The sequence below is a fragment of the Nostoc sp. genome (assembly GCF_036917535.1).
Lineage (GTDB): Bacteria > Cyanobacteriota > Cyanobacteriia > Cyanobacteriales > Nostocaceae > Nostoc.
Window position 1 is genome coordinate 71,971 of record NZ_JBALDA010000026.1, and the last position, 23,368, is coordinate 95,338.

General features: G+C 41.0%; 17 protein-coding genes and 1 pseudogene. 9 read left to right on the plus strand and 9 right to left on the minus strand.

Features of this window, described 5'->3' with window-relative positions; all coding sequences use genetic code 11:
* Positions 1-9: 9 nt before the first annotated feature.
* The gene (locus V7K56_RS08815) at positions 10-963 is read right to left on the minus strand and encodes a DUF1822 family protein (protein WP_334909564.1); all 954 of its coding nucleotides are present in this window, start codon (positions 961-963) and stop codon (positions 10-12) included.
* Positions 964-981: 18 nt separating this feature from the next.
* Entirely contained in the window at positions 982-1,632 is a 651-nt protein-coding gene (locus V7K56_RS08820) for a sigma-70 family RNA polymerase sigma factor (protein ID WP_334909566.1), read from the minus strand.
* A 654-nt stretch (positions 1,633-2,286) separates the two neighbouring features.
* Between V7K56_RS08820 and V7K56_RS08825 the strand changes: the two genes are divergently transcribed.
* The 6 genes and pseudogenes from V7K56_RS08825 to V7K56_RS08850 all read left to right on the plus strand — a co-directional run bounded on the left by V7K56_RS08825 (position 2,287) and on the right by V7K56_RS08850 (position 9,183).
* A complete protein-coding gene (locus V7K56_RS08825) occupies positions 2,287-3,567 on the plus strand; it encodes a sensor histidine kinase (protein ID WP_334909568.1) in 1,281 nt (426 codons plus the stop codon).
* A 181-nt stretch (positions 3,568-3,748) separates the two neighbouring features.
* A complete protein-coding gene (locus V7K56_RS08830) occupies positions 3,749-4,564 on the plus strand; it encodes a response regulator transcription factor (RefSeq protein WP_334909570.1) in 816 nt (271 codons plus the stop codon).
* A gap of 327 nt (positions 4,565-4,891) precedes the next feature.
* Positions 4,892-5,296: pseudogene (locus V7K56_RS08835) on the plus strand (hypothetical protein); the annotation flags it as partial.
* Between the two features lie 73 nt (positions 5,297-5,369).
* Complete coding sequence (gene purD, locus V7K56_RS08840; RefSeq protein WP_334909572.1) at positions 5,370-6,647, plus strand: phosphoribosylamine--glycine ligase; 1,278 nt, start codon at positions 5,370-5,372, stop codon at positions 6,645-6,647.
* Between the two features lie 174 nt (positions 6,648-6,821).
* Positions 6,822-8,768, plus strand: a complete 1,947-nt coding sequence (nblS, locus tag V7K56_RS08845) for a two-component system sensor histidine kinase NblS (RefSeq protein WP_334909574.1) — start codon at positions 6,822-6,824, stop codon at positions 8,766-8,768.
* A 154-nt stretch (positions 8,769-8,922) separates the two neighbouring features.
* The gene (locus V7K56_RS08850) at positions 8,923-9,183 is read left to right on the plus strand and encodes a hypothetical protein (protein WP_334909576.1); all 261 of its coding nucleotides are present in this window, start codon (positions 8,923-8,925) and stop codon (positions 9,181-9,183) included.
* Positions 9,184-9,490: 307 nt separating this feature from the next.
* Here the strand turns inward: V7K56_RS08850 and V7K56_RS08855 are convergent, their stop codons facing one another.
* From V7K56_RS08855 to V7K56_RS08875, 5 genes are all read right to left on the minus strand, one after another.
* Positions 9,491-9,859 (minus strand): zinc ribbon domain-containing protein, encoded by a 369-nt coding sequence (locus V7K56_RS08855; protein ID WP_334909578.1) that lies wholly within the window; start codon positions 9,857-9,859, stop codon positions 9,491-9,493.
* A gap of 191 nt (positions 9,860-10,050) precedes the next feature.
* A complete protein-coding gene (locus V7K56_RS08860) occupies positions 10,051-10,329 on the minus strand; it encodes a hypothetical protein (RefSeq protein WP_334909580.1) in 279 nt (92 codons plus the stop codon).
* A 779-nt stretch (positions 10,330-11,108) separates the two neighbouring features.
* The gene (locus tag V7K56_RS08865; protein WP_334909582.1) at positions 11,109-14,528 is read right to left on the minus strand and encodes an efflux RND transporter permease subunit; all 3,420 of its coding nucleotides are present in this window, start codon (positions 14,526-14,528) and stop codon (positions 11,109-11,111) included.
* Between the two features lie 17 nt (positions 14,529-14,545).
* Complete coding sequence (locus V7K56_RS08870; protein WP_334909584.1) at positions 14,546-15,736, minus strand: efflux RND transporter periplasmic adaptor subunit; 1,191 nt, start codon at positions 15,734-15,736, stop codon at positions 14,546-14,548.
* Positions 15,737-16,464: 728 nt separating this feature from the next.
* Positions 16,465-16,668, minus strand: a complete 204-nt coding sequence (locus V7K56_RS08875; RefSeq protein ID WP_334909586.1) for a hypothetical protein — start codon at positions 16,666-16,668, stop codon at positions 16,465-16,467.
* A 244-nt stretch (positions 16,669-16,912) separates the two neighbouring features.
* On the opposite strand from V7K56_RS08875, the gene V7K56_RS08880 reads away from it, so the two are divergent.
* On the plus strand, positions 16,913-18,292 hold the full coding sequence (locus V7K56_RS08880; RefSeq protein WP_334909588.1) for an AAA family ATPase: 1,380 nt from the start codon (positions 16,913-16,915) through the stop codon (positions 18,290-18,292).
* Complete coding sequence (locus tag V7K56_RS08885; protein WP_334909590.1) at positions 18,292-19,029, plus strand: ParB N-terminal domain-containing protein; 738 nt, start codon at positions 18,292-18,294, stop codon at positions 19,027-19,029. Before V7K56_RS08880 ends, V7K56_RS08885 begins: the two co-directional genes overlap by 1 nt.
* Before the next feature lie 211 nt (positions 19,030-19,240).
* Here V7K56_RS08885 and V7K56_RS08890 read toward each other — a convergent pair whose 3' ends face one another.
* Entirely contained in the window at positions 19,241-20,188 is a 948-nt protein-coding gene (locus V7K56_RS08890; protein ID WP_334909592.1) for a glycosyltransferase family 2 protein, read from the minus strand.
* A gap of 65 nt (positions 20,189-20,253) precedes the next feature.
* The gene (locus tag V7K56_RS08895) at positions 20,254-21,282 is read right to left on the minus strand and encodes an Npun_R2821/Npun_R2822 family protein (RefSeq protein WP_334909594.1); all 1,029 of its coding nucleotides are present in this window, start codon (positions 21,280-21,282) and stop codon (positions 20,254-20,256) included.
* Positions 21,283-21,827: 545 nt separating this feature from the next.
* On the opposite strand from V7K56_RS08895, the gene V7K56_RS08900 reads away from it, so the two are divergent.
* Positions 21,828-23,249 carry a DHA2 family efflux MFS transporter permease subunit gene (locus V7K56_RS08900; protein WP_334909596.1) on the plus strand — a complete coding sequence of 474 codons (1,422 nt, stop codon included), beginning with the start codon at positions 21,828-21,830 and terminating at the stop codon, positions 23,247-23,249.
* Positions 23,250-23,368 lie beyond the last annotated feature (119 nt).

The following is a 23,368-nucleotide window of genomic DNA, read 5'->3' on the forward strand; positions in this document are numbered from 1 at the left end:
TACTGACCTTCAAACTGTAAAAATTTCTCTAAAGTTAACATCACCTAAAACAACTTTAATGCTAAAATGTTCCCCAACTTCGCTACTAAAGTTTAATTGAATACTCTTGGTGTTTCTGGCAGTAGCTTGCATCACAGCTGTACTTAAATCATCTAACACCATTACTTCAAGTTCTTCTGGCAAATACTTTTGACCAACTGGACACACTTTTACACAGATATTTATTTCTTGTTCAGAAACAGGTGTCAGTCCAACTACTAAAGCGATTGGTTTAGTTTGTGATTGTTGTCCTAAATTCAGTAGTGTACCTTTTTGCACACTAATAGTTGAATTGTCTGAATTTTGAGTTAAAGTTTGTTCAGTAGCTCTAAATCTAAAAGCTAACTCGGATGATTGCGGACTCAAAAGCGACTCAACCGTTTGCCAATCCTCGTTAACAACATTCATTAACCACTTGCTCAAGTGAATTGGTTGTTTAACTTTTTCAGGTGTTTCGCTTAGTTGTAAAATTAATTCTTCGAGCGATCGCAACTCGTTTACAGCTACAGAACTATATTCGTTCACACTTTTCACAAATCCTAACAGAGTTGCTTCTCGCAAGCGTTCGTCAAGTTGTACAGCTACATAGCCTATTCTGTCTGAGCAAACTTCTGGCGGAATATGTATCACTTTTTCGTTTGGCAACACTGGCATACACTCTACTTTTCCTTGACCAATGACTTGTAAATCAGCGATATCCATTACCGTCTGCATTACCGGATTCCAACTTAAACTTGCTAACCAATTCGTTTCAATTCCCATGCAACGCAGGTAAAATTTTACCGCAGCCACTGCCAAAGTATTGAGATAAACCTGTTTGGCTTTTACCGGATTACTATGCTTAGCACGAAACTCTTCTGCTAGTGCATGATCTGACAAGCTTATCGGTACGGTAAAAGTTAAAGATTCTGAAAGGTTACTCATTATTTATTAATCTCTTGCTTAATTGACATTGCTGACACAGTATTCTTTTAACTTTGAAGAAAACTTCTTTATACAGCGGTAATAAAAGCTGCTGACTGTAGGAATTTTCATTTCAAATTCTGCGGAAATCTCTTTCCATGATTTTCCCAACATACGTTGCATTACTAATGCTTGAAAGTTGACTTGAGGACATTTTTCTATATGTTCATTTTTGAATATGTCTTCTGGATCTGATTCTATACATTCTTTAAGAATATCTGTGAGATTTTTTGACTGTTGAGGTGAAGCAATCAGATTATCCAGGTCAGTAACTGTTATTCTTATTAGACCTTGTTGAATCTGGATTTTCCTAACAGCATCTTTAAAAAATCGCCGTTCTAAAAGCATATTCATCCATGCCATGACGCTACCACGTTCTAGATCATATTTGTCAATTTTTTCACAAATATAAAGTAAAAGTTCCTGGCGTGCTTCATCATAAATATTTTCATAGACAGCTGTTGTAAATTTACTTTTTTGTGGATGGCAAAGCCTACCGGAGCGCATAATACCATTAACTAGCTTTGTTAAAGCCAGCTGTCGTCCAGGCGATCGCGCTGGGTGTTGTTGAGCAGAAATAGCCAGTTGTAATAAATGCGAATCTAGTTCATCTTGTTCAGGATGATGCATCTGAGACTCCAAAAGCGAAAATGAATCTCTATTTTGTCTCGCTGTTCAGCACAAAATTTTATGCCAAATAATTGTTTTTGTTACTAATCTTTACAGTTAGAGGTTGAGAGAACAGAGGAAGCGCTTTACAAGGAATAACAAGTAACAAACCGACTTTTACGTAAAAGGGATTGGAGACTGGGGATTAGAGATTGGGGATTGGGTTATCAAACGAAAAATTATGGAATTCTGCTTTAAACCCAAACATATTTTGGAATATTTTCCCAGTCCCCAGTCCCGGAGCGGGGTTCCTGCCGCCACTAATCTTCGATATAGTGGGGGACTCCGACGCTCGAAGACTCGCTACCGCTTCGCTAACGCCGCAACCAGTTAAACATATAAATAAACTTTTGTAACAAAAATTGCGGCTTTGCATAAAAAAAGTTGCAGTAGCAAGAGAAACAAGTAGAAATTACATCAATATTACATGGGTTGTGAGTATGAATTCGGCAGAACAAAGTGTAACTTAGAGGATTTAATGCTCTCATAAGTTTGCACTTAGAAGCGATCGCTAGTTTGATTCGGCAAAAGTCGCGTGAAACTAGACGTAATAAGCACAGTAGTGATGAGGAGTAATTTTTAAAAGCTCGTTCAGTAATTGCAGTGATTTGAACTATGGTTTTTGGCAACAACATTTTAGAACAACGCAACTATCAAATCAGACTGCTGCTAGAAGAAAAGTTACAGCATAACAAGTCCGTAATGAATTGTATGGCAGATGCAATTTTCTGGGTAAAGCCAGATGCGCAGTTTGTCTACGCCAATGATGCAGCTTGCAGTTTGGTTAAATATTCTCGTCAAGAATTACTGTCTATGACCATGCACGACATCAAACCAGACTTTTCTTTAGAAGTCTGGTCAAAGCATTGGAGAAGTATTAAACAGCAAGGCTATCTATACTTTGAATCTCTATATCAAACTCAGGAAGGAGAAAAGCTTTTAGTAGAAATCACTATTACCTATTTAGAATACAACTCTCAAGAGTATGGTTGTATCTTGATCCGCCATATCAGTCAACGCCAACAGGCGTCTATCGTTTTACAAAAGGTTAATCAAGTACTAGAGTGCAAAGTGCAACAGCTTCTAGCTGAATTAAAGGACGTTAATCAGCAATTATGCCGTGAGAAAGTTTTGCGCCAGCAGGTAGAGACGGCTTTAGAACAAGAAAAACTCTTTACTGAACATAGAGCGCACTTTTTCTCTATGGTCTCTCATGAACTCCGTACTCCCCTAAACATCATCTCACTCTCCACTAGTTTACTGAAACGTCATCTTCACCGATGGACTGAAGAGAAAAAATTACAGTATTTACAGCGCCTGCAAACAGCAGTCGAACAAGTCAGCCAATTGATGGATGAAATTTTCATCAATGGTAAAGCAGAAGTAGGAAAACTAAAGTTTGAACCAAAACCACTTAACCCAATTCAATTCTGTCGTGACATATTGACACAAATGAATTTGCACGAAAGCAACGCCACTTACTCTAACTTTGGGAAAGTTGACAATGCAGTTGCTTTGCAGCACACAGTCACCTTAATCAACCAAGACGATTCTATAGTTTGCTTAGATAAAAAATTGCTAGAACCTATTCTCAAGAATTTGCTCTCGAATGCGGTCAAGTATTCACCGAGTGGTGGCACGATTGATTTAGTAGTTTCTAGGCAGGATGGAAAAGTAATTTTCCAGATAAAGGATCGGGGAATTGGCATTTCTATAGCAGATCGACAAAGACTGTTTAAGCCATTTCATCGGGGTGCAAATGTCGTAGAGATCCCAGGTAATGGATTGGGGTTAGCACTTGTCAAAAAGCTTGTAGACCTGCATGGCGGTCAAATCAACGTTATCAGCGATGTTGGCGTGGGTACTACGTTTACAGTTGCGTTACCGCTATCATAACAATCTCTGCAATAGCACAGCCACAAAGACGATAAAAATTCATGGAGCGGTTTTCATTCGGATGAACCATCATCACTTGTAAGGGTGTAAGGTTTTGCGCTTCTACAATGTGGTTTACCCAACTATAGATCGCTGCAATTCATCATTCACCTGACAAATAACTAAATATCAAAGGGAAACCATGAAAAAGATTTTAGTAATTGAAGATGAGGCAGAAAGCCGAGATATCTTTCTAGACAGTTTAGAGGCAGAAGGGTTTGCAGTGATCGCAGCCGAAAACGGTCTTGTCGGCATTCAGCAAGCACAACAACACTTGCCTGATTTGGTGCTTTGTGACATTCTAATGCCAGAACTCGATGGTTACAGTGTCCTCACCACATTGCGGCAAAACACTTTAACAGCAACAATTCCCTTCATTTTTCTCAGTGCTAAAACTACTAAAACTGAGATTCGTCTAGGGATGAATTTGGGAGCAGACGATTATCTTACCAAGCCCTCGACAGTAGAGGAATTATTGGAAGCGATCGCTACTCGATTAGAAAAACAAGCAACCGTAAGGAATTGGTACACTGCTCAATCTCAGAGCGTGGAAACATCAAATATCACTGATACCGGAAAAACACTAGCTTTGCATTTTATCTTTCCGGACTGTCCCCAGTTGAGTAAAGTCTTCACTTTTATTGAAGCCAATTATTATCAATCTATTGGGTTAGATGAGGTAGCCCAAGCTGTTGGTTACTCTCCGGCTTATTTAACTAGTCAGGTAAAACGCTTAACAGGACAAACAGTAAACCGCTGGATTGTTGCTCGTCGCATGGCAGAGGTATGCTATTTGCTTCGAGAAACTGACCAGCCAGTGAATCAGATTGCAGAGGCGGTCGGCTATCAGACAGAGGGTCATTTCTTTCGTCAGTTTCGCCAATATCACGGAATTACTCCCCAAGCTTGGAGAGCCTCGCAATGTAGCAATTTGTACACAAACTTGCTAAATGCATGAAAAGCTAATTTGGTCGGGTTAGGGACTACCAGAAAATGAATCAATTCAAAATTCAAAATGACGCTCGCGGACTCGCTAACGCTGCGCTAACAAAATTCAAAATTAAATACAGCCACCCACAAGGGTTGGGGTTTCTACCTACCGAGTGAGACAAGGATTTTTTCGCCCACGAGGGGCGAGGTTTTAAACCTGACTTTTTTCATCAAATATACAATTAATAGTAATGATAATCATTATTAGAAAGGAGAACTGCCGTCGGCAGCCTCTCCTTCCCCCTTTTTGTAGTAAATTCGATGATGGTTCAATTTTGGGTGGAAAGAAATGTCTATAGAATTAACGTATTCATTGAAAAAGTTGTTGAATGAAACAGCACAGCAATTAAAAGGAGCAGCTAAACGTAAATTCATCGCACAAACAGTTGTGGCATTAGGACAAGGAGGACAGTCTCTAGCGGAGCGAGAGTTAAGATGGAATTGCGTAACTATTGGTAAAGGAATTAAAGAATTAAATAGTGGTATTACTTGTGTGGATAATTACCAAGGTAGAGGAAGAAGAAAAGCAGAGTCACATCTACCAAATCTTTTAGAAGATATCAAAAAACTAGTCGATTCTCAAAGTCAAATAGACCCAAGTTTTAAAAGTCAAAGACTCTACACTCGCCTTTCTGCTGCTGAAGTGAGACATCAATTAATTGAAAAATTTGATTATAGTGATGAAGAATTACTCTGTGAGAATTGATGAAAAAATTGATCTGTGAGAGTCGAATCAGGTATTCTCATTTTGCAAGAGACGCACGAGGAAATTAGTGAAAGTTTTAGTTGTCGGTAATGGAGGGCGCGAACACGCTCTAGCATGGAAACTATTGCAATCTAAGCAAATTGAGCAAGTTATTTGTGTACCTGGGAATGGGGGCACGGCAAGTATGGAACGTTGCCAAAACTTGCCCTTAGCAGTAGATGATTTTGAGGAAATGAGCCGATATGCTCTAGAACATGGCATAACTCTGGTAATAGTTGGGCCAGAAGTTCCCCTATCTAAGGGAATCACAGATTACCTCCAAAACAAAGGATTGATGGTATTTGGCCCAGTCAGAGCCGGAGCGCAAATTGAGGCGAGTAAAGCTTGGGCAAAAGCCTTGATGCAAGAAGCAGGGATTCCAACGGCATGTGCTGCGGTATTTACGGAGGCTACGGCAGCAAAATCTTACGTCAAATCTCAGGAAGCGCCAATTGTTGTTAAAGCTGATGGCTTGGCGGCTGGTAAGGGTGTAACAGTAGCTGAAACAGTTGCACAAGCAGAAAGTGCTATTGATGCAATTTTTCAAGGACAATTTGGCAGTGCTGGTAAATTTGTCGTCATTGAAGAATGTTTGATTGGGCAAGAGGTGTCAGTTTTAGCATTGACCGATGGGTTAACAATTAGACCCTTGTTGCCAGCTCAAGACCATAAGCGGATTGGTGACGGCGATACAGGGGAAAATACTGGCGGCATGGGAGCATACAGCCCAGCACCCATCGCTACAACAGAGTTGATGGCACGCATTCAAACAGAAGTATTAGAAAAAGCGATCGCCACCTTAAGGGCTAAAGGCATTGATTACCGAGGCGTGCTGTATGCTGGGTTAATGATTGCACCCGATGGCGACTTGAAGGTTTTGGAATTTAACTGTCGCTTTGGCGATCCCGAAACCCAGGTGATTTTGCCACTTTTAGAAACACCCCTAGAAGAGTTGATTTTAGCCTGTGTACAGCAGCGATTAAGTGAATTGCCACCCATTGCTTGGAAAGAGGGAGCATCTGCCACTGTCGTTGCCGCTTCCGGTGGTTATCCAGGAGAATATCAGAAGGGTCAGGTAATTACTGGCATTGAAGAGGCAGAGGCAACAGGAGCAACTGTATTTCATGCAGGTACAAAGTTGAACCAGCAACAAGAAATAGTCACAGATGGGGGTCGAGTATTAAATGTGACGGGAATCGGAGAAAATTTTGAGCAAGCGATCGCTCAAGCCTACGCTAGTATCAAACATATTCAGTTTCAGGGGATGTATTACCGGAGAGATATTGGGCATAGAGTTAGAAGTTAGGAGTTAGGAGTTTGTAATTTGAAGTTATTCCCCATGCCCAATGCCCAATGCCCAATGCCCCATTCCCAATGCCCAATGCCTTATTCCCCCTTCCCCTAACATATTTGTCAAATTAACTGTTAATTTTTTAGTTGTTGGGCTTTATAACAAAGACTACTAACAACTTTATTTAAGATGCTAACTCTGTTCAAAACAATTCGAGATGCGATCGCTAGTTGGTGGTCGGAGTTCACCCTCCAGACCAAACTGCTGGCTGTAGCCACAATGGTAGTTTCGTTGGTGATGAGTGGTTTGACCTTCTGGGCTGTGAATACAATTCAGCAGGATGCGCGGATGAATGACACCCGCTTTGGTCGTGACTTAGGGCTGCTGCTTGCTGCCAACGTTGCCCCCTTAGTCGCGGACAATAATCTTACAGAAGTTGCTCAATTTTCCCAACGCTTTTATAGCAGCACCTCTAGCGTGCGTTATATGCTTTATGCCGATGAAAACGGGGAAATCTTTTTTGGCATTCCTTTTTGGGAAGCTGAGGTAGAAAACTCCCTTACCATTAAACGGCGGATACAACTGCCAGAAGATTACCCTGGTGATGGGGAAAAGCCGATGGTGCGGCAACACACGACCCCAGATGGGATAGTTACCGATGTATTTATTCCCCTGATTGTCAATAAAAAATACTTAGGTGTATTAGCGATCGGGATCAATCCCAATCAAACCGCTGTTATCTCTACCAATTTTACCCGCGATGTCACCATTGCCGTTTTTATCACAATTTGGGTAATGGTGATTTTGGCAGGAGTGATTAACGCCTTGACCATCACCAAGCCAATTAAAGAACTACTGGTGGGGGTAAAGCAAATTGCTACCGGGAATTTTAAGCAGCGGATTAATTTACCTTTAGGTGGCGAACTAGGGGAATTAATTTTCAGCTTTAATGAGATGGCAGAGCGATTAGAGCGCTATGAAGAACAGAACATTGAAGAACTGACCGCAGAAAAAGCCAAACTAGAAACTTTAGTTTCCACGATCGCAGATGGTGCGGTGTTGATTGACAACAACATGCAAGTGATTTTAGTCAACCCCACAGCAGAGCGAATTTTTGGCTGGGAAGCCGCTAATGTAGTAGGTTGCAATGTCTTACATCACTTGCCAGGATCAGTACAAATCGAAATCACCCGTCCCTTGTATGAAATGGCAGCAGGCGAATGCGAAAGCGCCGAATTCCGAATTTTTATTAAACAACCCACTCCACGGACGATCCGCATTCTCTTGACTACAGTACTCAATCTGCAAAGGGAAAGCATCAAAGGTATTGCGATTACTATTCAAGATATAACCCGTGAAGTCGAACTAAACGAGGCAAAAAGTCAATTTATCAGCAACGTTTCTCACGAACTGCGAACGCCTCTATTTAACATTAAAACTTATATTGAAACCCTGCACGACTACGGCGAAGACTTAGCCTTACAAGAACGGCAAGAGTTTCTGCAAACAGTCAACCATGAAACCGATCGCCTAACCCGCCTAGTTAACGATGTTTTGGATTTGTCAAAACTCGAATCTGGTCGCAACTACAGCTTTGATGGCGTAGATTTAGCCCAAGCGATCGAGCAAACCCTGCGTACTTACCAACTCAATGCAAAAGATAAAGGTGTTGAACTTGTTCAAGAAGTTGCTCTTAATTTGCCGCTGGTATTAGGTAATTACGATCTGTTAGTACAAGTGTTTGGCAACCTGATTGGTAATGCCCTTAAATTCACCAAAGCCGGTGGTAAAGTAGCAATCCGCGCCTACCAACTAGATTTCAAACCCAATCACGCCGAATCTGCTCCAGTGCGGATTGAAATTTCCGATACTGGAATTGGCATCGCCACAGAAGATCAACACTCAATTTTTGAACGCTTCTTTCGCGTAGAAAACCGAGTTCACACCCTAGAAGGTACGGGTTTAGGTTTATCGATTGTCAGAAATATTCTCGACAGACATCGTAGTAAAGTCTATCTAGTGAGTGAAGTCGGTATTGGCACTACTTTTTGGTTCGACTTAGCCACCTTTGAAGAAAAAGCGCCAACGATACAAGTTGAATCTATTGCAGAGGCATCCAAAATCATCACAGCTTAAAGACAATGGACTGGATATGTCTGCTTGTGATGCTTTTTTTAATAAAGTTACGATAAAAAGTATAATAATTGTCACAAGATAGAGGAATTATGTGATAAAAAACTGTTAAAGGTAATATAGGCGAATCAGACCTTTTCTAAAAAAGTGACTTTGTGTGACTAAAATGACCCTATCTTATAAATTGAGAAATTTCTGGGGTTTGTTGTGGAGTAAAAATAAGGTATCTGCAACTCAACAAAGGTTGCAGAACAGTACCATAAGCTCAAGAGAGGTTGATGATATTGAGGGTACTGTTCAACTTAAAAATGGTCAGGCAGTTCAAGTAAAGTTAGACGACTTGAAACAGTTTATAGAGGACAACCGCAGCCAAATAGCACTCCAGAATATTCCTAATATGGGAAAGCGGAGAAGTTAATTCTTTAATATAACTTGTAAGTTACTTACACCTTACTTGCAAGCTAAAGTTAATTCTTCAGCAGAATATCCTTACTTTAATTTCTGGAATTATTTCTATATACGGAACTTTGTTTTTTGCAGAATAGACCCTTCTATGTCTAGGCAAGGTCTGTTCTAATATCTCAAAATAACATGGACGAATCCAAAATAGATCCCCAAAGATCGTCAAAATTTCCAAAAAAGCAAGATTAAGTTTTATTTATTGCCGCACAATTTTTTTACTGATGACTAATCGCCCGTTATCTGGGCGACTATTTTAAACTCATTTAAGTTACTAGACTGAAGAACAAACAGACCAATAATAAGCCCAAAAGCAACAATAAAGCCTGATTGCGTTTTACCCAACTTTTCACAGTTACTGCAAAACTGTTAGTGTAACGCTGCTGTTCCAACTCTAACTTTGTCTCTTCAATATTTTGGTAAAGAGTACAGTCTTTAGCGTAGGGACGCTGAGGAAAATTGCAAGTATCATCAGCATGATAGGTGCAGGTGTCGCACAGATACCCATCCCCAGTGGCGCGGTGCAATGGAATACCGGGATGACCGTGAGCTTTAAGTGTAGTCCGGCAATAGGGACAACTAATAGCTTGATTATCAATTAGTTGATGGCAACGGGGACAAGATACAGTAGCCAAAACCTTTAGCGTAAATAGGTAAACACTATGATTCTAGCCATTCTTGAATTTTACTAGCAATAGAGGCAAAAATTGTTATAAGGGAGAAATTATTAGATGCATTTGCTCTGTACGATCGCTTTGATTTGTTAAACGTCAATTAAGCAAGCTGACTACTAAACTAGCTGTTAGTCCTTGTCAAAAAACTGTGATCATAAATTTCTTTTATCTGTAGTTGAGTGAATAGCTTTGTTGAAATCTCGCAGTAAGTCTTCTTCCGCATCCCGCTCTTGCTTGAGTTCTCGAATCATTTCTTGACTAGAACCAATCAGCAAGCCAGCAACTGCACCGACGATCGCGTATTTTTGCTCCAAATTTTTATACATTTGACTAGTATAAGGGCAAGGAAGTAAACTAGCAGTAATAAAACCAATTCCTGCACCCACACATGCTGTCACCAAGCCAGAGAAAGCGATTAATTTAGCGTTCATTTGCTTCACTCCAATGCTTATAAATTTGCTAAATAATCAGAAGATACTCTACATTGTCTCAGCGGTTCCCAAAGTTGTAACTTAATCTTTATCTCTTGTAATAGAAAGTAGAGTTGGGCAGGGGATGAGGGAGCAGGGGAGCAGAGAGGCAAAGGATAAGTTGTAGTCAGTCTTTCTTCTGTGATCTTGTGCTTATACCATTTCTTTATGAGGCTGCGCCAAATTTTCTTTCTTCCTTTGTGTCCTTTGCGGTTCGTTCCTTATATAATTTGGCGCATCATTATACAGAATTGGTATTAGGGAACTCCAAATAAAAAAATACTCAACTACTTTTTGTGGGGTGGACGTCTCGCCATTGGTGTCAAGTTAAGGCATCAGCCCAAATGTCAAAGGTATGTTCATCGAATTCAAGGTGTCATTTGTTGAATTCGGGCGGCCGTTTATTGAATTCGGGCGGCCGTTTATTGAATTCGGGCAGCCGTTTATTGAATTCGGGGTGTCGTTTATTGAATTCGGGCGGCCGTTTATTAATTCGGGGTGTCGTTTATTATTTTTGTTCAATTTTAATTTGAGTCGGATAAAACTTAAACACAAAAAGACTTTTCACCCAGTCCCCAGTCCCCAGCTATACTAGTTGATCCCAGTGATTTCATTTTAACTTGACACTAATAGCGTTTCGCCCGTAACCAAGGACAGACAAGATGTCCACCCCACAAGTAGTAGTAATTTATTTGTTGGAAGTCCCTTAATCCTCAACTCCCTATTCACTATTTCCTTTTTCAATCACTCGAATCATTAGGTTTGTTCTCATCAGTATTTCGCTTGATAATCACAGATGAATGTTGATGAGCGTTCGTGGTTGGCGTTTCCGTCCCTTGCGCGTCTTTGATAGGAGAAGGAGAAGACGTTGCCGTTGGCGTTCGCGTTCGCGAAGCGTCTCCGTCAGGAGAAGCGTCTCCGTCAGGAGAAGCCTCTCGAAGAGAAGCGTCTCCGTCAGGAGAAACTTCTTGAACAGAAGGCATCGCTTTTGATTGTCCATCCTCTTTTCCATCTGGAGATGGTGGTTGGGAGCGATTAGTAGGTTTATGTTTCAAGAAGCGATCTTCTAAAGTCTTAATGATTACATACAGCACTGGAACAAAGAGCAAACTTAAAATCGTTGCTACAAGTAACCCGCCAAACAAAGCCGTTCCCAACGACCAGCGCGAGGCAGAACCTGCTCCGGTGGCGATTACCAGAGGGAAAAATCCCAGCAATGCCGCACTCGAAGTCATGACAATTGGTCGAAACCGTTCTTCAGCTGCGGTTAAGGCTGCCTGTGGAATTGCCATGCCCCCTTCATAAGCTTGGTTAGCAAACTCGACGATCAAAATGGCATTTTTTGAGGCGAGTCCGATCAGCATTACCAACGCCACGTTCGCGTAGACATCGTTTACCAAACCGCGCAACGCCAGCGCACTCAACGCACCTAACAACGCTAATGGTACGGTCAACAAAATAATCGTGGGATCGATATAACTTTCATACTGAGCGGCAAGTGTGAGAAACACCATAATGATTCCGAAGCCAAAAATTAGAATGCCCAAGTTACCTGCACTTAATTCTTCGCGGGCAGTTCCGATCCAGTCACTGCCAACCCCCGGTGTTGCTATTTGGCTCACCGTTTGCTGCATTGCTTGGATTGCTTGTCCACTGCTGTAACCCGATGCTTCTCTGCCTTGGAGATCGATGGCGCGGTAGCCATTGTAGTGATTAATTACAGATGGCCCTGTAATTGGCGTGAGTGTTGCAACCTCGCTCAATCGCACCATTTGGTTATTTGCCGATCGCACATAAAGCTGACGAATATCATCGGGCGATCGGCGATAGTTGCCGTCTGCTTGAACATAAACGCGATAGCTCTGCTGTCCAAGGATAAAATCGTTGACATACTGCGAACCAATGGCGGTTCCAAGTGTGGTGACAGCATCCTGAAAATTGACGTTGAGTGCTTCGAGGCGATCGCGATCAAAGTCGATTTGAAACTGTGGAGTATTGGCGGTGAACTGCGTAAACACAGCGCCTTTGAGGGCTGGTTGTTGATTCGCTTGCGCTATAATCGCTTGGGCATTGGCGAAAAAATCATCAATTGTCAGTCGCCCGTTGGTGCGGTCTTCAAGCTGCAACTCAAATCCACCCAACGTACTAAAGCCTTGAATTGGTGGGGGACTAACTGCGGTGATTACGGCTTCGGGAATCCCTTGAAATCCGCCGTTAATTCGGGTCAAAATTGCAGAGGCACTTTGATCGGATTTGGTGCGATCTTCCCACGGCTTGAGTTGAGCAAAGAACACGCCGCGATTTGACCCACTGCCTGCAAACCCAAATCCTGAAGTCACAAAAATATTACTAAATTCTGATTCTTTTTGGAGAATTTGTTCAACTTTTTCAAGTACTCGATCGGTATAGCCGAGAGCAACTCCATCCGGGGCTTGAATAATGCCTAACAAAATGCCCTGATCTTCACTGGGAACAAATCCGGTCGGAACATGGGTGAACATAAAATAAGTCGCAGCTAAACCGACCACAAACAATCCAATCACAACGTAACGAACGCGAATCAGAAAATTGACGATCGCGAGATATCGTTGAATGATCCATGCCAAAATTTGATTAAACTTGTTAAAAAACCAGCCAAGCGCGCCGCGTTTGGGTCGTGGCGGACGCAGCAAAATCGCAGACATACTGGGACTGAATGAAAGCGCATTAAACGCTGAAATCGCGATCGAAAAGGCAATTACTAAGGCGAACTGCTGATACATTCTCCCAGTCGAACCCGGAAAAAACGCTACTGGAATAAACACCGCCATCAACACCAGCGACGTTGCCAGCACTGCTCCAGTAAGTTCGTCCATTGCCTCGATTGAGGCTTGAAACGGTCGCACTCCCTGTTCAATCTTGCGGGCGACTGCCTCGACGACGATAATTGCATCATCTACGACTAATCCTGTCGCCAAAATTAAACCAAATAAGGTCAAATTGTTTAACGAGAATCGAAACGCGTAAGCAAATGCTAATGCGCCAATCAGCGAAACCGGAATCGCAATAATCGGAATAATTGTGGCTCGCCAGTCTTGGAGAAACAGAAAAATCACGAGTACGACCAGGGCGATCGCTTCCACAAGCGTTTTCACCACTTCTTCGAGTGATGCTTGTACAAACCCAACGGTATCGTAAACAATCTTGGCTTGTAATCCAGGCGGAAACTCTTTTATCAAGTCATTCATTTGCGCTTCAACGTTTTTCGCCACATCCAGCGCATTACTACCTGGTAACTGATAAATTGCGATGCCGATCGACGGCTTGCCATTATTTCTCGCATTACTAGCGTAAGTCTCCGAGCCGAGTTCGGCATGACCGACATCTTTGAGTTTAATTAAGTTGCCATCACTGCCAGCTTTAATGACGAGGTTCTCAAATCCTGATGCATCTTTGAATTGACCATTGACTCGCAGCGGAATTTCATAACTTTGACCTGGAGGCACAGGCTGTTGACCCAACGTTCCGGCTCCGGCGAGAATGTTTTGCGATCGCAGTGCTGTTGCCACATCTGTCACGGTTAATTGCCGACTTGCCAGTGCATTTGGATCGAGCCACAAGCGCATCGCATACTCTTTTTCACCAAAAATTGTGATATCCCCAACTCCCGGTGTTCTCAGCAGCTGATCCCGCAAATTGAGGTCAATATAGTTACTAATAAACAGCGCGTCATACTCATTATTTTGGGGATAAAGCGCGTACACTAATAAAATGCTGGTTGAAGACGTTTGCGCTGTCACACCGAATTGTTGCACGGTCGTTGGCAAGCGAGGTGTCGCACGGGCAATGCGATTCTGCACGTTCACTTGGTCAATATTTTTATCCGTCTGTGACCCGAAATACACTGAAATTTGGCTACTACCTACGGAACTGTTCGAGGTCATGTACTGCATTCCCTCAACACCGTTAATCTGTCGCTCCAAGGTAGTTGTCACCGCAGTTTCTACGGTTTCCACATCCGCCCCAGTGTAGGTGGCTGAGACTTGAACGCGAATCGGTGCAATATCTGGCAAGTAATTGAGTGGCAGTAGCGGAATACACACTCCCCCCAAAATCAGAATTACCAAGGTACAAACGGTAGCTAATACCGGACGTTTGATGAAGGTGTTAGCGATCGACATTATCAGATGTCCTGGATTTAGGATTGCGGTTGAATTGGTGCGCCTTCTCTAAGTTTGAGAATGCCAGCAGTCACGATCGTTTCGCCAGATTTAAGTCCTGAGAGGACTTGATAGTTTGTGCCTTGAATGTCACCAAGGCGCACTAAACGCTGATGCACAACTTGCTGCTGTTTGCCGTTTACGGTTTTGTTTTCGGTGACATACACAAAATTTTGTCCGGCATTGCGATAAATTGCGGCGGTGGGAATTAAGATACCTGGTTGTTGATTCCAAATCACCCGAGCTTTAACGTATTGCCCATCGCGCAATCGCCCTTGTGAATTCCGAAAGCGTGCCTTGCTCAAAATTGACTGCTGATCGGAACTGACTGAGGGAGAAATGAAGTTGACCGCGCCTGTGCCAATCAGTCGCTGCGTAGTAGGATCGAGCAATTGAACGGGTAATCCGGTTCGCAGTTGATTCAATCGATTTGAGGGTACAGAAAGATTAAGATCCAGCGAATCGTTTTGCGTCAGCGTGGTAATGGTTTGTCCAGTGTTGACATAATCTCCCACTTTCACTGGAAAATAACCGACTACGCCAGTAATCGGTGCTACCACTCGTTTGAAATTAAGGTTGACTTGTGAGGCAGCCGTGCTGGCTCGGGCTTGGCGTACATTTGCCTGTGCTTGCCGAATGGCTGCACCTGATGCAGCAACTTGTTTATTTGCGGCTTGCAAGTCTGCGATCGCCGCTTGTAAATTATTTCTGGCAATGTCTAACTCTTGTTTGGCTATGGCTCCTTCGTTGACTAACTGTTGGTTACGATTGAATTGTGTCCGTTGCAGCTGAACATTGGCGGCTGCTTTAGTTCGCTGGGCTTCGGCTTGTTGAAGTTGTGCTTGAGCCGTCAATAAAGCTGCTTGCGCTGAACTAGCCGCAGCGATGGAACTGGCGACATTAGCCTGAGTCTGATCTAAACTCAAGGATGCGATCTGTGTACCTTGCTGCACTTGCTGACCACTCGACACCAGAATCGATTCGATTCGTCCCTGAGTTTGGGGCTGTAGCGTGACTTTTTGCAGCGCTTCCAACGAGCCGACAAACACAGAACTTTCTTGGATTGTGCCTGCGTCAATTTTCTGAAGTTTCACCGGCAATGGTGGCGGGCCTTGAGCATTCGCTGCCGGATCGTTTTTTTGACAACCACTCGTCAATGCTGTGAGCATTAGTACGATAACTAATACTGGATTTGTGAGTAAACAGTTTAGGTATTTAAGTAGACGATCGCCTTTTAGCATGAAACAAAATGTTAATTAGCTAAATGTATGTGCTGCATAATTTTTTCTTCTCAAACCAAGGGATTAAGAAAGCCTACGAACTCTAACTTTGCCGCCGGAAATTTTTTCTATGTCTAATTATTTTGTTTATGATTAGATTCATCTTTCATCTGAAGCGCGGTTTTACCTCAAATTAACTCATCTTTAAAAAATCTCTGGCTTAATACATTGCACTCAACTCTATACGCTGTGGATCGTTTAGGTCGGCTGACTATCTGTTGGTTTTCCTTGGTTTTGAGTCTGAGGCATTGAAAATTCCTCCTTTGGTATTATTTTATTATTATCAGTACACCTAATTTGGATTTAGATTCCGACTGCTAAAAGAGAGAATTTAAAAACTGTTCTGCGCTGCGAAAGCGTTGATTGCTCATTGAAATATGAGCCTGTGGATGGATTCCATTTTGTGACAAAAACTGATGTTAGTTGCAACATTTAAGCAAACTCCGGCATCACAACCTTGGTTTACTAGATTACTGCGATCGCTCCTGACAGCAACACACCTCATATTCGCTCCTTTATGCTAAGAGTGTTTCAGCAGTCAGATAAGTACGGTTAAGCACTTAGTTAAATTACTTGTTTCAATCCAATACCATCTGTCTGTAGAATGAAGCATATCATCAAGAGTGCAACATATTCTCTAATGTAGTAAAAATGGCGCTTTCAAACCCAGCATACAGACTCACGCGATCGCACTCCCAAGATGCAATCAGTATCTTCTGTTCCTTATCGCAGCAGCAAACCCAAATGGCTAATAAAGAGCTATAAACGCTCAAAAAACTAGCTTTTGACCAATCTGAGCGCAGTTCAGAACAGGCGTTCACACCACTAAACTCCAAAGCTAGCTTACCCAAGAAAACCTAAGCCAACTATTATATGTAGCCTGTTAATTTTAAATATGGTTAGCTTTCAAAATTGGTTACTTTATCAGCAGAAGTACTAATTTTATGATAATTTTTTATATTTTATAAGTGATTTATATCACTCAATATAATTAAGGCTATGGCATAATCGAGCAAATATCAGGTTTTGTCCCAAGTCCAATAATTATTTAGAGGTAAAAAAATATTGCCTTTTAATCCTGAGCTGTGCCGTAACGAAAGCGAAGTTGAAAGCAAACTTATAGTGCAATATTTGCTACCGCAGCTAGGTTATACTCCTGACACCTGGCATCAAGAAGTTGCCGTTGGTAGCATCCGCTTAGATTTCTTAGCATTTGCCGCACAAGTGATTCCCTTTGTTTTAGATGCCAACTCACCGCTGAGTGTCGTTATGGAGGCCAAGCATCCCAAACAAAACTTAAATAATCATGTCCTCCGACTCAGGCATTATTTAACTAGCTTGAATGTTAGGTATGGATTGTTGACTAATAGCAAAGAGATTAGAATTTATCAAAAATTGCAATATGATATTCAACTAGTATTTCAATGTTCTGGAAAGGAAGTTGAGATAAAGTTAGATAAAATTAAAAGTTTAATTGGTAGAGAGAGTCTGAAAGAAGAACAGCTAGTAGATAAGCCAGAAGTCCAAATAACTGAAAATAATTTAATTTTTGAAATAAAAAGGCAACATTTAATGAAAACGATTGCAATCTACCACAACAAAGGCGGCGTTGGTAAGACTACTGTTGCAGTCAATCTTGCAGCAGCATTACGTAAAAAAGGTAAAAATGTACTTTTAGTTGATATAGATTCCCAGGCAAATACTACTTTTGCTACAGGATTAATCAAATTTCAATTTGAAGAAGATGATAATTTAAGAGAGTTAAATGTATACCATTTATTAGAATCAGGAGATTTTAATTTTATTCCAGAAGTAGTGCGTACATCTGATTTTTTCAACAATCCAGAAATTGATGTTATTCCTTCACATATTACATTAATTGAATATCAGGATAAACTGAATAAAATATTAGCTAGTAGGAGCAGGCTAGTAACAAAACTAAAAAGGGTAGAAAATAACTATGATATTGTAATTATTGATACTCCTCCTTCTAGAGATTTGTATGCTGAAGTTGCACTGATTGCTAGTGATTATTTGATAATCCCATCCGATTTGAAACCATTTGCTAACCAAGGTTTACCAACGGTCAAAAATTTTCTTAATCAAATTAATGAATCTAGGGAAATGATGGGTAAACCGCCTATTAATATAATGGGTGTTCTTGCTTCTAAAATCTCAACAAATGCTAAATTTTTACAATACAATTTTCCAAAACAGAGAGAAGTAATTTCAGAGCGCTATCAACTGCCACTTATGGAAACTGTAATTTATGATAGAACAGCGTTATCAGAATGTATGAATCAGACTATTCCAGTTGGAGATTTAGAATATCCTGACCCTAAATCTATTATTAAATTTGCTGAATTTAAAACTTCTGCTCAAGTTTCTGCTGAAGAATTTCATGTATTAGCAGATGAAGTTATCAAAAAAATGGGGGTTTATTAATGATTAATTTTTCTTTAGTAGATGTCAAAAGTATTGCTTCTAATGAACCTCGTTCAAATTTTGCAGAAGCTGATTTAGAAAATCTTGCAGATATAATTATAGAAACTGGAGGAATTGTCAGACCATTAGTTGTGAAAGTGACAGGAGTAGAGAGCTATACGGTAATTGATGGACATTTTGAATATTATGCTGCTGTTAGGGCAAGAGAAAAAAATCCTCGACAAGGTGAAATGGTTAATGCTTTTGTCATTGCTCCAAAATTAGAGGATTTAGTAATAAAGCAAGTTACATCTCTCAAAGGAATTGATTCTTCTGGTAAAATAACACCACCACAGCCTGATACAATAAAATTAGAACCACGTCTAGCAAATTTAGAATTACGTCTTGAGAAGCAACTTAATGAGTTTAAGTCAGAATTTTTACAAGAAAGACAGAGAATAGATAGTCAGTTCAAGCAACTTGAAAACCTGATTCCCCAAAAGAGCGAACAGAGTAATCCACTTAGTTTATTGAATACTTTAGATAAAGACGAGTTATCTATAAAGTTGCAACGCTCTAGGATTCCTGGTGCAGAAAAACTTGCAAAGGGCATATTTGATGCTCGACGTAAGAAACCGAAGCAAAAGTTTGAAGATTACCGCGATGTAATAAAATCTGTTAAAAGCTTGGGTGATAGAACAATAAAGTTGGGCGATAAAACAATTTTGACTATTATTGATGAGTGGTCAAGAAGTTAGCAGTTATTTAAATAAGTTATTCGCGGTGTAAAAACTTGCATAGCTCTTCTCTACGTCTTTGTGTGAGCCATGAGCCACCAAGATAATTGTAGGTTGGGTTGAAAGAAGTGAAACCCAACAATTAACGCTCAATGTTGGGTTTCATTGCTCAACTTAACATACATAGCTTTTCTAGATTACGTGAAAAGTAAGTTGCACAATATGTCAATTTCTAACCCTGCATCTGTCGGAGTGCATTAAACACCTTACCTCGCCACCCAACTGGTAACAACGATAAACCTAAACCAGTCCAAGCTTTAGGAATCGAAAAAGACTGTCCCGCTAAAACTAGCTCTCTACCTTTTTGCGTTTCACCCTTTTCAATTAAACGCAAACCTAATAACAATTGCGTTTCAGTTAAACGATTTTTCCTAATTGTCTCTAATTTTTCAGACTCAAACTTATAACTTTCTAAATACTGGATTTTATCAAATAAATAAGGAATGGCCCGATTGATACCTTGCTGCTCTGCATGAGAGCGATATTCCATCAATAATTCTGGTAAGTAATAGCCCTTTTTTCCAGCCAAAGCTAGACGCACAAATAAATCATTATCCTCACAATTTTGCAGATTTGGCTGCATATATCCTAATTCTTGCAAGGTTTTACGGCGAAATAATGTCGCCCCAACTTGAAAGCTTTGCTGAATAAATACAACTTCCAACAAATTATTTACAACACCTACTGGTAAATTCTTCCTACCCCAACGCTGAGAATTTTCTTGAGTTTTTGCCTCATCCCGGACATTGTTAATATCAATTATCCAATGGTCTGTACCAACAAAATCAATGCTAGAGTCTTCAGCAAGAATAGCTGCTGTACTTGCGAGAAAATCGGGTGTTAGCCGATCGTCATCATCAAATTTAATAAAATATTCACCACTGGCAGCATCAAACCCAGAGCGCATATTATTACTTTTACCAATATTTTGCTGATGACGGATATATTTAATCCGGTTGTCTGTATACTGTGACATCAACTCAGGCGTACCATCACTAGAACCATCATCACAAATAATTAGCTCAAAGTCTTGCTCAGACTGATTGAGTACACTGTCAATTGCGAAAGGTAGTAAATTAACTCGATTAAAAGTGGGAATGGAAACACTAACTTTAGGCATTTTTGGAATATGAGAGTGAACATTGCTCACAAACTAAACGCATAATGAGCAAGGCGGGGTAAAAGCTAAGTGTAGGAGATAGTTTGATTAATTTTATTCCAAAGTTTTTTGATAAATCGATTGCTTCTAGCCGCTATTGTGGGTGGCTTTAATTGCTTCGGTTTTTGCTCTGGTTGCTTCAGAAAGCGATAGTGTAAAAATTCATTTCTGTAACGGATATCAACATCTTCACCTTTACACAAGCGGGCAAATCCAATAGCAGAATAGCCCATATAGTGAAGGCGATGAATTGGTTTTAATCCTTGTTCGTTGTAAAGAACATTATCAATGTTCACAAATGGATTTGCATTAGCACAGTTACCAGTTCTATCTTCACCATTGGGACTGAGTGTAAAGTTAAATAGTGGTCGAGCAATTCTGAAAGTCATGTAACTAAATAAATCTGCGTCACACCACCAAGCGATTTCGTTAATCCATTCGACTTCTTTATCTTCTATCAATCGCTTTTTGAGTGTTTTTAATTCTTCAATGTCTAAAATACCCTTTTTTGAAGCAAAAAAACTAGAACAGTGTATTTCTCGTCTGATTTCAGATTCAGGCAAAGACATTTTTTGTTCTAACTTCGGCAAGTCGAAAGCTGCAATTGAAGTTTGTTTTGTGTGTTCCCAGTCATCAAATACAAAGTCGTATTGGTCTAGTTTTTCTAAAACCTTGTCTAGTTTATTCATTGCCAAACTATCAGCATCATAAAATATAAATTTTTCAAACTCACCATCAAAAGCACACATTTTTCTGATTAAATTATTTTTTTTGTTCCATTCGATAGAATTTTTATTTTTTCGGCTATTTCTGGGATAAGCGTTCCAAACTTGAATGGCAAAATCCTCCCATTTTTTGATCGAGCTTTTATCGTCAAACAGGGTAACATTAGGTCGAGAACCTATCTCCTGTTTAACTCGTTTTAAGCGGTCATCATAGGGAATAATACAAATCGGAATATCTGGACTAACATTCACCTCAATACTATTTAGCAAAGCTACTAGTTGGTCAAATACCACATCGTTCGCAAGTGTGTAAATCCCAAAATTATCCATTGTAATAAATTATTTTGCTCTTTGATTTACTGAGTAAAGCCAATTCTCTGTGAAGCTGCACATCATTTCCACCTCTTTCAACCTTCCCGAACTGGCAAAAGTGCCGCAGGTGGTGGGGTTATTTCTACACATCTTTATACAGAATTGGTCTAACGCGAATAATACGATCGCTATTTTTTGACCGATTATTCTCAAATAATAATATACACATTTTCAACTTTATGCTGAAAATATTGAGATAAAGCAGCTTTTTGAGTCATTACTTGTACAAAAAGGTACTTATTTGCAGATAAGAGTACTTAAGTACTTTACCAAATGTATGACAAGTAAAAAAGCCAATCTTGCCGATTGAAAAGTAGATACCTGAATAAACCTGAATTTTTCATTCATCTAGAGAATTTTTGCTTGACCAAGCGTTTGCTGCGATCGCACTCAACAAAATCTCCAATTTAGTTTCCTGAACTTGGTAGCGAGGATAGCACCCTACAATGAATATACGTATGCAAACTATTCACAACCGTAAAGTTAAAGGCGGAGGCTAAACATTGGCACAATTCCAAGCAGAACCTCTGGCTTTATCAGGCTCTAAAAAAAATTGGGTCTTACTCGGTGTTGGACTTGGGGTGTTCATGTCTACCCTGGATGTAGGCATCATTAATGTTGCTTTGCCCACATTGGTGCAAGCCTTTAACACCAGTTTTCCTACCACCCAATGGGCTGTATTGAGTTACCAGTTGGTCAGTTCCGGTTTAGTGTTGGGAGCAACTCGCTTGGGGGATATGTGGGGCAAGAAGTCCTTATACCAGGGGGGACTTGTTCTATTCACTTTCAGTTCGCTGTTGTGTGGTTTTGCATCTAGTATTGAGTGGTTAATCGCCTTTCGGGCACTTCAAGGACTAGGTGCTGTGTTTATTTCTGGGCTTAGTTTAGCAATTATCACAGAAGTTTTTCCCTCTTTTGAACGAGGTCGGGCTGTTGGCATCATCGGTAGTGTAGTGTCACTAGGAATTGCTTTTGGCCCTTCTGCTGGCGGATTGCTTTTAAGCTGGTCAGGCTGGCATAGTATATTCTTCATCAATGTACCCTTGGGGATTATCGCTAGTTTCTTAATAGCTCGCGTGGTGCCACCTTCTGCAAGCATTCAGGGCAAACAGAAATTTGACTTTTTGGGAGCCATATTGGCTTTATTGACTCTGGGTAGTTTTGGTTTAGGTATGACGCTAGGGCAAAGTCAGGGCTTTAGCAGTACTAATGCATTAGTATTATTAGCGATCGCCACCGTGAGTTTCACGACTTTTTTGGTAGTTGAAGCAATTCTAAAGCAGCCATTACTAGAGCTAAAGCTGTTTCGCAATCTTCAGTTGAGTATGGGTTTGCTAAGTGGCTGGTTAGCATTCATTGTTATTGGCGGTTCGCTACTGATCGTCCCTTTCTTTCTAGAGAGCGTCAAGCATTATCCGACAGCAAAAGTAGGGCTATTACTAGCCGTATCGCCTGTACTGAGTGGGTTAATTGCTCCATTAGCTGGAATACTTTCAGACCGCTTTGGCGCTCGACTAATCAGTTCAATTGGGCTGGGGTTGATGATTGGCGGCTGTCTGGGGATTAGCACCTTTGATGCTCAAATTACTGAGCTAGGCTATGTATCGCGCTATTTTATTTACGGCATTGGTCTAGGTTTATTTCAATCGCCCAACAACAGCACTGTTATGGGATCGGTACCGAGGGAGCGGCTAGGGATTGCTTCTGGGCTGTTGTCTTTGTCACGTACCTTAGGGAACACCGTAGGAGTTTCTCTAATTGGAGCAGTATTTGGAGCCTTAATCGCTAGTATGTCTGCGGGTGCAGATGTCTCTATTGCCCCTCCTGATGCGATCGTTGCCGGGTTTCAAGGAACTTTTCGCTTTGCAGCTCTAATACTGTGTGGGGCAGCAGTTGCATCTGTTTTGAGGATCGGTAAGAGGTGAGGGGCAGGGGAGACAAGGAGGACAAGGGGGATAAGGGGACTAAGGGGAATTATTGAACAAATTTCTCTCTTGTCTTCCCCCTCTTTTTTGTCTACCTTGTCTGTTCTCCATGCCCTGTT

What these genes read in the sequence shown, in the direction of transcription:
- V7K56_RS08815 (WP_334909564.1), bottom strand. Translation starts at nt 963, where the DNA reads ATGAGTAACCTTTCAGAATCTTTAACTTTTACCGTACCGATAAGCTTG.
- V7K56_RS08820 (WP_334909566.1), bottom strand. Translation starts at nt 1,632, where the DNA reads ATGCATCATCCTGAACAAGATGAACTAGATTCGCATTTATTACAACTG.
- V7K56_RS08825 (WP_334909568.1), top strand. Translation starts at nt 2,287, where the DNA reads ATGGTTTTTGGCAACAACATTTTAGAACAACGCAACTATCAAATCAGA.
- V7K56_RS08830 (WP_334909570.1), top strand. Translation starts at nt 3,749, where the DNA reads ATGAAAAAGATTTTAGTAATTGAAGATGAGGCAGAAAGCCGAGATATC.
- nblS (WP_334909574.1), top strand. Translation starts at nt 6,822, where the DNA reads ATGCTAACTCTGTTCAAAACAATTCGAGATGCGATCGCTAGTTGGTGG.
- V7K56_RS08860 (WP_334909580.1), bottom strand. Translation starts at nt 10,329, where the DNA reads ATGAACGCTAAATTAATCGCTTTCTCTGGCTTGGTGACAGCATGTGTG.
- V7K56_RS08865 (WP_334909582.1), bottom strand. Translation starts at nt 14,528, where the DNA reads ATGTCGATCGCTAACACCTTCATCAAACGTCCGGTATTAGCTACCGTT.
- V7K56_RS08870 (WP_334909584.1), bottom strand. Translation starts at nt 15,736, where the DNA reads ATGCTCACAGCATTGACGAGTGGTTGTCAAAAAAACGATCCGGCAGCG.
- V7K56_RS08885 (WP_334909590.1), top strand. Translation starts at nt 18,292, where the DNA reads ATGATTAATTTTTCTTTAGTAGATGTCAAAAGTATTGCTTCTAATGAA.
- V7K56_RS08890 (WP_334909592.1), bottom strand. Translation starts at nt 20,188, where the DNA reads ATGCCTAAAGTTAGTGTTTCCATTCCCACTTTTAATCGAGTTAATTTA.
- V7K56_RS08895 (WP_334909594.1), bottom strand. Translation starts at nt 21,282, where the DNA reads ATGGATAATTTTGGGATTTACACACTTGCGAACGATGTGGTATTTGAC.